Raw genomic sequence first — 14,225 nt, 5'->3', positions numbered from 1 at the left:
AAATAAGCGTTAGGGATACCCACTCTAACACGCCAGAAAGCCTATGTCGTCAGGTCTGTGTGTGTGACGAGCCCGCAGGGCGGAGAGATTCCGCACGCATCGTGTGGTGTGAACATTTGAGATGATGGGCGTAGAAGATCCGGAAGTGCCACAGCGGTTTGGCGTATTGAAATACCGCCTCGATCTGCGAGAGATCGTCTTTTTGCACGGGTGAGCGGAACGTAGGTGCGCTATGATTGGGTATTTTCGGTTGTAGGGACATTTCGCGGAACTACCGTGCCTTATGAGCAGGAAATGCTGGTTTTCAGGCACGTTTTCGCTCATTTAACGCACCATAGTTCCGCTTCAAGGGGAGAAAAGAGGTGGTATCGTGGAATAAGGCATCGTAGTTCCGTCGATATCGCTGTGCAGGGGGAATTGGCGGTCCGGCAGTATCTCCTCCGCTTTCTTGCGGAACTTGCTGGGGCGAAATGAACCCGGAATCTTACTCTTTCAGGGGTGTTCGTGGATAGGAATACTGGATGGAAGACAGATTAGTCAGAAGAGAAAGTGGAAGGCAGCAGAAAGTAGAACAGAGGGAATGGATATGGGGTGGACAAGCGATAGCGACCGCCTTTAGAATCGTGTTCGCACCACCTTGTCCAATCAAGGAAAACGACTTTAACAGCGGTTGGAACCCCATATCCAATTTCCTCCCCATGCCTGGACGCATGGGTTCGACAAGGACCTGAGGCACAGCCCACAGCCTCTGGTTATACTTATGGTAGTACTCTAACGGTGTAATAGCAGCTTCATTTATACTGGATTTATGAATAACGAGCAGCAGTCAATCAATTGTAATCTAGCAAAAAGTGAGTTATACTGGCTTATTATAATTGGTTAATCAATAAAAAAATTTCGGGAGAGAGGCGAATCGTTTTGGCAAAAGGAAGCACAACCTCATCTAACCGGCGTACGGACATCGTGTCATCTGCCATTGAGGTGTTTGCGGAAATCGGCTATTACCGGGCAACCACTGCTCAGGTAGCCGAACGAGCAGCGATTTCGCAGCCGTATGTCTATCGTTTCTTTACGAAAGAATCCTTGCTGGTGGAAGCGTTAGAGGTGTCTTGGCAGCGAATTCTACACACATTTCAAAGAGTAATTGACACCGCGGTGTCTGATCAATTGGAAGTAGGTTTAATCATCGCCTACGAGGAGATAATTGACACGCACCGCAGTGAAATCTTGCTTCAAATGCAAGCGCAGACGATTCGCGAAACGCCAGTCCGGACAGCTATGGAGCATGGGATGAATCAAGTTAAGCAGCTAGTGTTAGAGGCCTTCCGGCAGCACGGAATCCAAGAAGCGGAAGAGAGAACGTCTGATTTCCTGGCGCGAGGTATGCTATGCAATGTTTCCATGGCGCTCGAAATGCCTGATTTGATGATAAAGCGGCAGAAATAAGCGCATGCTGTCGTAGAGCCATACGATGAAATCATGTTGACAGAGTCACCAAGTTGGTGTAAAAATAGTATCATTCAATGTTCATCAATCAATTAAATTCATTGACGAGACCGAGTACGCTAATCCCTTGTTTCCCAGAGAGTTGGTCCCCGAGCTGCAAGCCAACATTCAAGACTTAGCCGAAAATCCTCTCCGAGAAGGAAAGCTGAAGGAGTTCAGTAAGCTGCCCCGGGATCCCGCCGTTACAAGGGCCGCGTATGATAGTACGCAGAATGAGAGCTGTGAGGGTCGTATTCTTTATGATCATTACAGAACTAGGGTGGTATCGCGAGATGTAATCTCGTCCCTTATGGGGCGGGATTTTTTTGTTTTCAATTTTTCTAGAGGAGAGGATGTAATCATGAGAAAAGTGGATGTAAAAGAAAAAGCGAGAACCCGCGAGCTGCGCATTCTTGAACAGTGGAGACATAACGATACATTTCGCCAATCGATCGAAAACCGAAAAGGCAAACCCAATTTCGTCTTTTACGAAGGGCCGCCGACAGCGAACGGATCGCCCCATATCGGTCATGTGCTTGGACGCGTTGTGAAAGATTTCATCTGTCGTTATAAAACGATGACCGGACACCATGTCGTTCGCAAAGCCGGTTGGGATACGCACGGTTTGCCTGTCGAATTGGGCGTGCAGAAGCAGCTCGGGATCTCCGGTAAACAAGAGATTGAAAAGTACGGCGTTGCCGAATTCGTGAAGAAATGCAAAAGCAGCGTATTTGAATATGAGAAACAGTGGCGTGAACTGACGGAAGCCATTGCATACTGGACCGATATGGATAACCCGTATGTGACATTGGACAACGACTATATCGAGAGCGTATGGCATATTTTATCCGAAGTTCACAACAAAGGGCTGTTGTACAAAGGGCACCGTGTCAGCCCTTATTGCCCTGACTGCCAAACAACGCTCAGTTCACATGAAGTGGCGCAAGGTTATGAAGACGTCAAAGATTTGAGCGCCACTGTGAAATTCAGGAGTAAAAAAGGCCAGGACATTTTTCTGGCTTGGACGACAACCCCATGGACGCTGCCTGCGAACATAGCTTTGGCCGTGAATAAGGACGTGGATTACGCCAAAGTGAAGCATAAAGGCGAAGTCTACATTGTGGCAAAAAATCTTGCCCAAAAAGTATTTAAAGAAGATTGCGAAATCTTATCGGTTCACAAAGGAGCCGAATTCGTCGGTACCTCCTACGAGCCTCCTTTCGGCTACATCAGCCCGAGCAAAGGGCATATCGTCGTAGATGCTGATTATGTCATGGATACAAGCGGTACCGGAATCGTTCATATCGCTCCTGCACATGGGGAAGATGACTATCGGACAGCCCGCCATCACGAGCTGGATTTTGTGAATGTCGTCAATTTGGCAGGTCGTTACGAGGACCAGATCACAGATTTTGCCGGCCGGTTTGTGAAAGAGTGCGACGTTGACATTGTGAAGCACTTGTCAGAACGCAGCCTGTTATTCTCCAAGGAGCGCTACGAACATAGTTATCCATTCTGCTGGCGCTGCAAATCCCCGCTGCTCTATTACGCGATGGAGAGCTGGTTTATCAAAACGACGGCCATCAAGGAGCAATTGATTGAAAACAATCGTAACGTCGCTTGGTATCCTTCCCACATCCGGGAGGGGCGCTTCGGCAAGTTCCTTGAAGAGCTTGTGGACTGGAACATTAGCCGGAATCGTTATTGGGGTACGCCGCTTAACGTTTGGCTATGCGGGGATTGCGGAGCGGAGCATGCACCGGGAAGCCTTCAAGATTTGCGGGATCGATCTGTAAACCCGATTGGCGACAATTTGGAGCTGCATAAGCCCTACGTCGATGAAGTGAAGCTGCGCTGCTCTTGTGGAGGCGTCATGCATAGAACGCCGGAAGTGATTGACGTCTGGTTCGATAGCGGTTCTATGCCTTTTGCACAGTATCATCACCCGTTCGGAGACGAGACAGTGTTCAATGAGCAGTACCCGGCGGATATGATCTGCGAGGGAATCGACCAAACGAGAGGCTGGTTTTTCAGCCTACTGGCAGTTTCAACGCTGTACAACGGGAAAGCGCCTTACAAAGCGGTTCTGTCTACCGGACATGTGTTGGATGAGAACGGGCAAAAGATGTCCAAGAGTAAAGGCAACGGCATCGACCCTTGGGAAATCATCGATGAGTTTGGTACGGATGCGTTCAGATGGGCCCTCCTGTCAGACAGCGCACCGTGGAACAGCAAGCGATTCTCGAAACAAATCGTAGCCGAAGCGAAGTCCAAAGTGGTGGATACGATCCATAATACGCATGCCTTTTATGCGCTATATGCAACGATTGACCAGTATAAGCCCGAAGATCATCCCCCTCAGAATCATGCGAACGAATTGGATCGCTGGATCGTATCGAGGCTGAACAGCACACTGCAGCACGTTAGCAAGGGGCTGGAAATTAATGACTTTCTGAACCCTGCAAAGCAAATCGAACTGTTTGTCGATGAGCTGAGCAACTGGTACATCCGCCGTTCACGCGACCGTTTCTGGGGAAGTGAAATGACCGCTGATAAAGTGTCGGCCTACCAGACATTGCGTGAAGTGCTGCTGACGCTCTCGCGGATGATAGCGCCCTTTGCACCACTCCTTGCCGAAGATATTTACGGAAATCTTGGGGGTGAAGGAAGCGTGCATCTGGCAGATTATCCAAGCGTGAATGATTCAGTAATTAACGTAACGCTGGAGAGTGACATGGAGACCGCGCGGCAAATTGTGGAGTTGGCTAGGAACATTCGGAACGAAACAGGGATCAAGACCCGCCAGCCACTTTCTGAGCTGATTGTTTCGCTCGATAGACAGTTCGATCTCAGCCGGTTCCAGGCTATCATTCAAGACGAGATTAATGTTAAGGAAATCCGTGTAGAACAAAGCGACAACGGCTTTGTCGACTTCAACGTGAAGCTGAATCTCAAGATTGCTGGGAAAAAGTATGGCAAATTCGTCGCTCCCTTGCAGAGTCATTTGAAACAACTGTCTGCTCCTGAAACCAACCAAGCGGTCGATAGCGGATTTTTAAAAGTAACGATGGATGGAGAGGAACTCCATATTACGCTTGACGAGCTGCTTGTGGAAAAACAAGCCAAAGAAGGGTTCGCATCCGCATCCAGCAATCAAATCACAGTTGCCTTAAATACATCTATTTCCGAAGAATTGGAACAGGAGGGCCTTGTACGGGAGTTCATTCGAGCTGTTCAGGATCATCGCAAAAAACTGGAGCTGCCGATTGATAAACGTATCCATCTTGTTCTTGATGTCAATTCTTCTTTGCAAGAAGCCTTGGAGCGTTATCAGCATGTTCTGCAGGAAAATGTCCTGCTATCTAGCGTAAGATATGCGCAAGAGGTAGGGATGGAAACTGTCTCGATTGGCGATAAAAATTTCCGATTGCTTATCGAATAACAATTTTGATTTAGGACACATGAAGGAAGCCGTTTATGGCTTCCTTTTGCATTAGAGTGTATGGGCAATATCAACTGCTGCCATAGGATTCGCATGAATATCAAGCATGGATTTCAAGGTCATCACCCCATGGTTACATGTTATTTTAATGAAATAATCAAGATGCCCACGAACGTACAGCCTATTCCCAGCCACTGGTTCCAAGCCGGTTGTTCCCTACCCACTAGTACTCCCCAAAGTAAAGTCACGATGGCAAACAAAGATGTGGCCGTAATCACAATGGAGGTATCTTCTAAGCCTAGTCCAAGGTTGTAGCAGACAAGCGCAATCGCATCGAGAATGCCGACAACGACAATCAAAGCTGCACTTTTTACATCCGGACGTGAAAGCTTTTTTTTGAACATCCAATACAAAATCGGGAGCAAAACCGTGGCCTGCATCCGCCCGATCCAAACGGTTACGAGGCCGCCTAGAGCTTCTTGCGGGTATCGAAGCCCAAAGAACGCCGTGCCAAGAAACAAGGAAGCTGCAATAGCCCAGGCGACTCCTTTTTCCAGCTTTTTTCCTGAACTGTTCTTCTGCTTATTGGATAGGGTCATTGTCGTAAGGATCACACCTGACAGCGTCAGCACGATCCCCAACAAAGTCCCTGTGCCTAGCCGTTCTCCGAACAAATAGGCGAGGCATACGGTGAATACCGAGAAGGTCGAGGCGATAGGTGCCACGACGGCCGACTTACCGGAAAGCAAGCCTTGATAAAGAAAAAGAATGCCAATTAGATCCAATGCCATCCACAAGCTGGCTGTAATTGCATGGTGATACAAGCTTAGGTTATGCCATTGCCCTTTCCACGTGATTGCTGCTGTCAGAAAGATGAGCCCAACGAGCTGCATGTAAAAAAGGGTAGAGAAGACGCCCGTTTTTTTACTGGATTTACCCGCAAAAAAGTCAGCTGTGCCAAATGAAAATGCCGATAAAAGCCCGAGCAGAATACCGTTCAAAGAAGCTCCATCCTCTCCATTTATTTGCTTAAGCAAATATTTCTTACGCAATTAAATTATCATGATTTATTTGCTTAGTCAACAATAAATCAAGTATGATAATTGTAACCGAGGTTTCAGGAGGATCTGCCGTATGCATCGACTTGAGGAAGATCAGCTTTCAGTTTGGCGCGCTTTTGTGAATGCACATGCAGCGGTCATTGAGCGGATTGAGAAAGATTTATCCGAACAACGCAAAGTGCCGCTTACCACGTATGATGTATTAGTAGCCTTGTACCAGTCTCCCGAAAAAAAGCTCCGCATGACCGATTTAGCTAAAAAAGTGGTTGTGACCCGCAGCGGGTTGACAAGAGTGGTTGAACGGTTGGAACGGGAGGGACTTGTTGAAAGAGAACGAACAGAGGAAGATCGGCGAGGGTCTTTTGCCGTGTTGACCCGGGAAGGGAAGAAAGCGTTTCTGACTACCTGGCCGACCTATGCGGATGGAATTTCCAACTATTTCTTAAGCGTCCTGGATGAAGAGGAGCGGAAGGCGATCGAAAAGGGGTTGACCAAAGTATTTCGGGCGCTTCAGGAGTAAGAAGATGCAGGGGAACTAAGGAATGTAGGGAGGAGCGTACTTGTTGATGCTTCTCTTTTCCCAATACCGCCTCGATCTGCGATAGATCGTCTTTTTACACGGGGGAGCGGAACGTAGGTGCGTTAAGAGGCGGTATTTTCGGTCGTAGAACATTTCGCGGAACTACCGTATCTTATGAGCAAGAAATGCTAGGTTTCAGGCACGTTTTCGCTCATTTAACGCACCCCAGTTCCGCTTCAGGGGGAGAAAAGGGACGTTACCGTGGAATAAGGCTTCGTAGTTCCGTCGATATCGCTGTGCATGGGGAATAGGGTCCGGTTTGAATCAGATGATGCAGGTTGTCAACGATCGTCCAGCAAAAGCTTGGCTGATCCGCAGAGGAGGATTTTCATGATATGAAATGCTCATTTACAGGAATGATCGCTTCCGTGGGATGTATGCTTCTTTGTGTTTGGTTTTTGTTTTGGAATCCTTATTCAGACTCGCAGATGAGTACGAACACGGCACTAATAGTTTTCATCATGTTAATTCTTCCTGCCTGCATAGGCATCGTATTTTCTTTGATGAACAATCGAATCCTTATGTTTATTGTGTTAGTTTGGTCATTGCCTTGCGGTCTTTATTTTACCGTGGCTTCAATACCTAGTGTATGGAATCTTTTTGGCGTTGTTCTCATGTTATACCTCGTTTCGGCTTTGCGGATGAGTAAACGTTGATAGGAGTAAGGGCTGCCAAAAGGCAGTCTTGCTCATTATTCTTATTTCTTTAGAACTACTTTTGTAGGGATTAAGAACTAGTTTTTCGTCAAGGCACATTGACGAGTAGCTAAAATTGTGCCATAATTCTACATTATAGGGCATATTTTTTATCATCAAATGATAACGCTTACATTATTTGGATATTAGTAACTTCGTACTACCCTATGTGCCAGGGTTCCATTTGTCTATATTCCTATTTTTACAGAGAATGTGTGTTGTCATCTAACCCGTATTAGTCATTTTTACTGTAAAGGGGGGGATGCCAGTGGCGAAGAAAAAAAGAATAGGCGACATGCTGGTTGAAACGAACTTGATCACCGAAGATCAGCTTCAAAGCGCGCTTGAGGAACAGAAGCTATCCAATTCCAGACTTGGAGATATTCTCATTTCGAAGAGATACGTCACCGAGGAGCAAATTATCGAAGTTCTCGAAATGCAATTGGGTATTCCACATGTGCAATTGCATGCGCAGCAGATCGATCCGAAAGCGATTGCGGTAGTTCCACAAAAATTGGCTGAACGGTACAAAGTGCTGCCTTTACGCATTGATGGCAATACCTTATTGGTTGCCATGTACGATCCGATGGATTACTTTGCTATCGATGATTTGAGGATGTCAACGGGGATGCATATCGATCCGGTCATTGCGTCCAAGGAAGAGCTGGGCCGTGCGATTCCCCGCTACTATGGCACCCAAGATTCAGTGAATCAATTTGTCCGCAATATGGGCGAGCGCGAATTGACGGATGCCGCTGTTTTTAATGAAGATGCGTTCTCTCCAGTTATTAAAACGGTGAATCAAATTATTGAACAAGCTGTACAGCTAAGAGCCAGTGACATTCACTTTGATCCACAGGAAGACGGCTTGCATGTTCGGTACCGTGTGGATGGCATTCTGCGAACGGAGAAAGTACTGCCGCATAACATGCAGAATGTGATCTCAGCGCGGATCAAAATCATGTCTCAGCTTGATGTTGCGGAGCGCAGGCTTCCGCTAGACGGCAGAGTGGAAATGCAAATTGATAAGCGGAAAATTGATTTCCGAATCTCAACGCTGCCTACGATTTACGGTGAAAAAGTCGTTATGCGGATTCTGGACTCCCATAATAAGGTTAATCGGATTGAACAGCTTGGGTTCACAGAACATAATGTGCGGCGTTTCAGATCCTCTATTGAAAATGCGTACGGAATGGTCGTACTTGCAGGTCCGACAGGCAGCGGGAAAACAACGACCTTGTACGCGGCATTGACGCATTTAAGCGATGAGCATGTGAATGTCATTACAATCGAGGATCCTGTCGAATACCATCTTCCAGGCATCAATCAGGTACAGGTCAACTCGGCTACAGGGCTTACTTTTGCTAAAGGATTAAGAGCTGTTCTAAGGCAAGATCCTAACATCGTCATGATCGGCGAAATGAGGGATGTGGAAACGGCTGAGATCGCGGTGAGGGCGGCCATGACAGGACATATGGTGCTCAGTACGCTGCATGCGAATAGTTCGGTTAATGCGCTTACTCGTCTGATCGATATGGGCGTGGAACCTTTTCTGGTGGCTACCTCGCTATCTTGTATTGTTGCTCAGCGGCTTGTTCGCTGTGTATGCCCTGTATGTGCCAAGGAATATGAGCCGCAGCCACAAGAAAAAGAGCTTCTCGAGGAGTACGGTGTCGCAACGGACAATCTGAGAAAGGGAATGGGATGCTTGCATTGCTCGCACACCGGATATAAAGGACGGATGGCGATCCACGAAGTGCTGGTGCTGGATGATACGCTTCGCTCGATGGTTTTGCTAAAAAGAGCAGATTCCGAATATAGGGAATACGCAGAGAAGCAAGGCCTGAATACGATGCTATATGATGGATTGCACAAGGTAGGAGACGGTTTGACGACCGTACAGGAGGTGTTACGCGTAACAGATAGGGTGTAGATCAGCCTGTTTTACTCAGATGTTGCATTCGGAATACGCATTGGAAACAGCATAGACATACTGAGAGGGGTGATGTGTCTTGTCTGCATTTAAGTATACCGCCGTAGACCGCAGCGGGGCTTATCTGAAAGGCACACTGGAAGCGGGCAATGCTCAACTGGCAGCCGAACAATTGCGAAGCGAAGGCATGTGGGTGGTCAAGCTCTCTGATCCCGGAGGGAGCATATGGCAGAAAGAAATACCTTTGCCAGGACCTAAGGTGACGAAGGAGCAGTTCACGTTATTTTGCCGTCAGCTGGCTACTATGTATGAAGTTGGCATTAACTTGGTGGATGCAATTGAGATCATCTCTCGCCAAACCTCGAACAAGTATTTGAAACGCGTGCTGCATGACATCGCAGCTGAAATGAAGGGCGGTTCGTCGTTATCCCATGCGGCGGCAGGGCATCCGGAGATATTCTCCAATGTGTTTATTTATATGATTGAAGCAGGCGAAGTCGGCGGGAATTTGGATATCATGCTTCAGCGTATCGCAACGATGTTTGAGAAAGAACATACCGCGAGAGAAAAGGTTAAATCAGCGATGGTCTATCCAGCGGTTATGTGCGTAGTCATAGTGCTCGTTGTTATGTTTTTAATGATTTTTGTGGTGCCGCAGTATATTGAGAATTTCAAAAATATCGGTTTGGAATTGCCACTGCCAACGCGTATCGTCATAGGGATAAGTAATTTTACGGTGAAATACTGGTATATCATACTGCTGGCTTCAAGTGCATTAATCATTCTGATTGCTCGCTTGCGGAAAACCAGACAGGGAAAATACTTGTGGGATTATTACTCATTGAAAGTTCCCGTTTTCGGAGTGTTATGGCATAAACAGGCAATGGCTCGCTTCAGCCGTACCTTGTGTTCGTTGCACTCGGCTGCCGTTCCGCTGATGCAATGTTTGAATCTTACGTCCAAAGTGGTCGGCAACGAGGCAATTGCCAGGGTATTGCTAGAAGGACGAGATCATGTAAGTGGCGGTCGGTCGATGAGTGAGCCGTTAAAAGGGAACCCCCTGTTTCCTCCGATGATTACCGAAATGATGTCTGTTGGTGAAGAAACCGGTACACTAGACGTTATGCTTGAGAAAGTAGCCGATTTCTATGAAGCTGACGTGGATATGATGGCCGATCGGCTGAGGTCGTTGATCGAACCGCTGATTATTGTTTTGATGACGGGAGTCGTCGGGATTATCGTGCTGGCGATTATGCTGCCTAGCTTCTCGATGATGGACAACATTAGCAAGATGAGTTGATTAAAACGAATTGAGTTTTAGGAGGATGATGTAAATGTTACAACAAGCAATAAGAGCAAGATTGATGAAAGTGAACAATCAAAAGGGTATGACGCTGATTGAGTTGCTGGCGGTAATTGTTATTATCGGTGTTATCGCTGCTATTGCGGTACCGTTAATCTTGGGAGCAATCCGAAACTCAAGAACGGCCGCTGATGAAAGTACGCATAAGGTTCTTATCGATGCGGCGAAAAGGTATATTATCCAACATGAGGCTGAGTATGCTGGTGGTACCGGGACGACTACAACTGTTCCCTTATATAATTTGAAAGCTGATGGCTTTATAGAAGACGTTCCAAAACTCCAAGCTGGTACAGACGCTGGAAAAACAATTATTGGAGTGATTTTCACAAGAGCATCGGCTACAGCTACAGCTGACTGGGTACCTACTCAAGGAGCAGGTGGTGTAGTCGTTGGAACATTGCAATCATCTACGGTAACAATTCCATAACCCTTTGATTCTATAAACCCAACCTCACCCAACGAAAGGTAACTCCAAGAGTTACCTTTCGTTACTAAATTAACAAACATCCAGGAGCAGCCTATGAGTGAAGAGACGATTGTATTAATGGTAGCTGCGGGGCTGTTCGGTCATCTATTGGGCAGCTTTTTGAACGTTGTGGCGATTCGGTTGTTAAACGGGCAGTCTTTCGTATACCCGCCATCGCATTGTGTCCATTGTAAAACGCGAATTCACTATTACGACCTCATACCAGTCATCAGTTATGTGCTGCTCGGCGGTAAGTGCCGGTCCTGCAAGGCGCGCATATCCGCTGTATATCCACTAGGAGAACTTGCGACGGGACTGTTGTTTGCCCTTTTCGCTTGGAGATGGGGCTGGCAGGCGGAGTTACTGCCTGCATGGCTTTTTGCTGCGGTGCTGGTCGTCATTGTTCATACCGATATCAAACAAAGAATTATCCCAGACCGTGTTCTAGCCTTCGCGGCTTTCAGCATTATTTTGATTAGGCTGCTTTGGAGTTCGCCGCTTCCTTTATGGAATTATGCTGTTTCCAGTCTTGCCGCAGGAGGGCTGTTGCTTGTGCTGGGGATGATCAGTAATGGGGGTATGGGCGGAGGGGACATTAAGTTGTTTGCCGTCATTGGTTTATTCCTTGGTCTGGAATCTACGATTTTCGTCCTCTTTGCAGCGAGTGTGCTCGGAATCCTATATGGAGGCTGGCAGCGCTTGTTTCATAGGCAGGAGGATGCAAAGACCTTCATCCCATTCGGTCCTTTTATAGCGGTAGCGGCCGTTGCTATGTATGTATGGGGAGAAGAAATCAGTCAATGGTATTGGGACTTATACACGCTACTTTGAAGCTGAATGATGAAAGGGGTCCCTTTATGCTTAATAACATGCTCAGGAAGCTTGTCGCTCATGGAAGAGGAAACAAGAGTTATATCGGGATCGAATTTACGGATTACAGCTATAAGTGGGCTGAAGTGGCATCGCAGCAGACAAGTCCGCCAAGAGTGCTTGGTTACGGTACGGAGATCATCCAGCCTGGCTGCATCCAGAATGGGCGGATTGTTGATCAAAGACCAGTGTTGCAATCGCTCCAAAAGCTTGTATCCGAGAAGAAAGTTAAAACCAATGAGGTCCATTTCGTGGTGCCAAGCGCACTTTCTATGCTTCGTTTTCTGAAATTCCCCGATTTGCCTGATAAGGAACTGGGGAAGCTGGTACAGTTTGAAATCAACAATCACTTGCATTTCCCGTTTGCACGCCCCTTTTATGATTTTGTCAATTTGAATGGAACAGCATCAACGGTTTCATCTTCTAAAAGTTCTTCCATTGATAACGAAAATGATGCCAATTTAATAGATGTCATGCTCGCAGCAGTCGAAGGGAATGTGGTCGAAGCGTACACGGAACTGCTTACCTCCGCAAAACTTCGGCCGATAAGCGCTGAGATTAAAGCACTCTCTTTGTACCGCTTGATGAATGCGGCTTATGCGGAAGAAATGCCAGAAACCTTATTAGCTGTAGATATTACGGAGAATAATGCAGATCTGATCATTATTCATCAAGGCAAATTGCAGCTTGCCAGAAATGTGCCCATTCGCGCTCTGACCAGATTAAGTGAGGATGTGCGCCTTCAACCGAAGAAGGAAGATCTTGAACATCACTACGAGGAGCTTGTCGATGAAATGGACAGGCTTATCAAATTTTACCGCTACACGTTAAATCATCGGGACCATGAGGTTTCATGCGTTTATGTGAGCGGTGATATTCGGGATCGGAAAGTGCTTCAGCGTGTGCTCAGCGAGCAGATCCAGACAGAGTTTCGGATGGTTAGCAATCAATTGTTTATTTCAGAGCCTGGGCTGGAATCGTATTTTCCAATGCTGACGGTTTCGCTGGGAGCGGCTATGAGAGGAGGCGCCTTATGAGGAATATCAACCTGCTGCCGAGAAAACCGGCATGGGATCTTTATATCCTGCCTCTTATCATTGTTCTTCTAATCGTTGCCGTCGTTCCCGTTGCGGTGACCTCCTATCTGTATATTGTGAATCGCAATGAAATGGTAAAGGTTCGCGGAAATATTGCAGAGCTCGCTCAGAGGGTAACCGAGAAGGAACAGAGTTTAAAAGCGGACCCGGCAACGATCAGCTACCAGAATCTTTCCAAGATCGTTCAAACGTTAAAGACTCAGCGCACGGACTGGATCCCCAAATTGAATCTGCTTGCCGAACAGTTGCCTAGCAAGGCGCTTATTAAGGATATGAATGTCTTGGCGCCTGAAACCATCACGGTGCATGATGAGTTCTATAAGCATAGCGAGATTATTGAATACGTTACGCGTTTACAACAATCGCCGCTTGTAAGTGAGGTCAAAGTCGTTTCTATTATTCGAGAGAATCCTGGCGAATCACTGTCCAAGCCAGCCGCTTCAGTAAAGAATACGGCGAAGGAATCACCGTCGTTTACCGTGTTTCATGTAAACTTGACTGTACTATTCCGCCCGGATGTAGGGAAGCAGGAGGGGAAATGATGAACACGATAACGTTTTTCAAATCGAAATTTTCGTTCATGCTTATCCTTGCTGTCATTCTTTGTGTGGCCGCCAATGTCATCGCGGTCGTGCTCTCCACATCCATCCAAACGACGGAATTGGCTAATTTGCAATTGGAAAAGAAACGTTTGGAAAAACGGCTTATCAGTTTAGCGGGTCAGCAGGCTCCTAAAAGCGTTTCGAAAGATGAACTAGCCGTGATATCCAAGCAAATCCCTGTGCAGATGGAATATTCGCATATGTTGGATGAATGGAAGCAGGCGGGGCAAGAGAGCGGAGTCGTGGTGACAACCTTGCAAACAACCGAGCGGAAAGCGTATAAAGATCCTATTGCACCGAAAGACGGGAAAGAACAAACGGTTACGGCGGAGAAAGCCGCTTTACCGCCAAGCCTGATGTCGGAAACCTTGAATTTGCAAGTGACTGGTTCCTATCTGCAACTCATCGATTTCGTGAACCGATTGCAAAAAATGGAGCGATTGATTGACGTTACTTCGTGGGGAATGAACGCTTCAAACGATAAGACGCCGGTCATGACGATGAGCTTGACGGTTTTCTGGGCGCCAGACTATAAAGAAACCGTGCCTGAATTGCTGCCGCTTTCAGCACCTGAACCTGCCAAGCGCGATGATCCGACTGTACAATGATGGGACATTCGAAGAAGGGATGG

General features: G+C 47.1%; 11 protein-coding genes and 1 other annotated feature. Of the genes, 10 read left to right on the top strand and 1 reads right to left on the bottom strand.

Features of this window, described 5'->3' with window-relative positions; all coding sequences use genetic code 11:
* The first annotated feature begins 918 nt into the window (after positions 1-918).
* Complete coding sequence (locus ABRS97_RS11500; RefSeq protein ID WP_367813925.1) at positions 919-1,446, top strand: TetR/AcrR family transcriptional regulator; 528 nt, start codon at positions 919-921, stop codon at positions 1,444-1,446.
* 92 nt (positions 1,447-1,538) lie between these two features.
* Positions 1,539-1,797, top strand: a binding site (T-box leader).
* 49 nt (positions 1,798-1,846) lie between these two features.
* Complete coding sequence (gene ileS, locus ABRS97_RS11495; RefSeq protein ID WP_367813923.1) at positions 1,847-4,927, top strand: isoleucine--tRNA ligase; 3,081 nt, start codon at positions 1,847-1,849, stop codon at positions 4,925-4,927.
* Positions 4,928-5,067: 140 nt separating this feature from the next.
* Here ileS and ABRS97_RS11490 read toward each other — a convergent pair whose 3' ends face one another.
* A complete protein-coding gene (locus ABRS97_RS11490; RefSeq protein WP_367813921.1) occupies positions 5,068-5,928 on the bottom strand; it encodes a DMT family transporter in 861 nt (286 codons plus the stop codon).
* A gap of 133 nt (positions 5,929-6,061) precedes the next feature.
* On the opposite strand from ABRS97_RS11490, the gene ABRS97_RS11485 reads away from it, so the two are divergent.
* The 8 genes from ABRS97_RS11485 (at position 6,062) to ABRS97_RS11450 (ending at position 14,202) form a co-directional block, all read left to right on the top strand.
* Positions 6,062-6,508, top strand: a complete 447-nt coding sequence (locus ABRS97_RS11485) for a MarR family winged helix-turn-helix transcriptional regulator (RefSeq protein ID WP_367813919.1) — start codon at positions 6,062-6,064, stop codon at positions 6,506-6,508.
* Between the two features lie 1,023 nt (positions 6,509-7,531).
* On the top strand, positions 7,532-9,196 hold the full coding sequence (locus ABRS97_RS11480) for a GspE/PulE family protein (protein WP_483312447.1): 1,665 nt from the start codon (positions 7,532-7,534) through the stop codon (positions 9,194-9,196).
* A gap of 79 nt (positions 9,197-9,275) precedes the next feature.
* On the top strand, positions 9,276-10,496 hold the full coding sequence (locus ABRS97_RS11475) for a type II secretion system F family protein (RefSeq protein ID WP_367813915.1): 1,221 nt from the start codon (positions 9,276-9,278) through the stop codon (positions 10,494-10,496).
* Positions 10,497-10,530: 34 nt separating this feature from the next.
* Positions 10,531-10,986 (top strand): prepilin-type N-terminal cleavage/methylation domain-containing protein, encoded by a 456-nt coding sequence (locus tag ABRS97_RS11470; RefSeq protein WP_367813914.1) that lies wholly within the window; start codon positions 10,531-10,533, stop codon positions 10,984-10,986.
* A gap of 93 nt (positions 10,987-11,079) precedes the next feature.
* Positions 11,080-11,856 (top strand): prepilin peptidase, encoded by a 777-nt coding sequence (locus ABRS97_RS11465; protein WP_367813912.1) that lies wholly within the window; start codon positions 11,080-11,082, stop codon positions 11,854-11,856.
* A 26-nt stretch (positions 11,857-11,882) separates the two neighbouring features.
* The gene (gene pilM, locus ABRS97_RS11460; protein ID WP_367813911.1) at positions 11,883-12,932 is read left to right on the top strand and encodes a type IV pilus biogenesis protein PilM; all 1,050 of its coding nucleotides are present in this window, start codon (positions 11,883-11,885) and stop codon (positions 12,930-12,932) included.
* Positions 12,929-13,534, top strand: coding sequence for a hypothetical protein (locus tag ABRS97_RS11455; RefSeq protein ID WP_367813910.1), 606 nt, complete (start codon positions 12,929-12,931; stop codon positions 13,532-13,534). The genes pilM and ABRS97_RS11455 overlap by 4 nt, the downstream gene beginning before the upstream one ends.
* A complete protein-coding gene (locus ABRS97_RS11450; RefSeq protein WP_367859109.1) occupies positions 13,534-14,202 on the top strand; it encodes a hypothetical protein in 669 nt (222 codons plus the stop codon). The genes ABRS97_RS11455 and ABRS97_RS11450 overlap by 1 nt, the downstream gene beginning before the upstream one ends.
* Positions 14,203-14,225: the final 23 nt, after the last annotated feature.

It is taken from the genome of Paenibacillus tabacirhizosphaerae, from assembly GCF_040812395.1.
Taxonomy (GTDB): domain Bacteria; phylum Bacillota; class Bacilli; order Paenibacillales; family NBRC-103111; genus Paenibacillus_E.
This window is presented reverse-complemented; position numbering and strand designations above follow the sequence as displayed.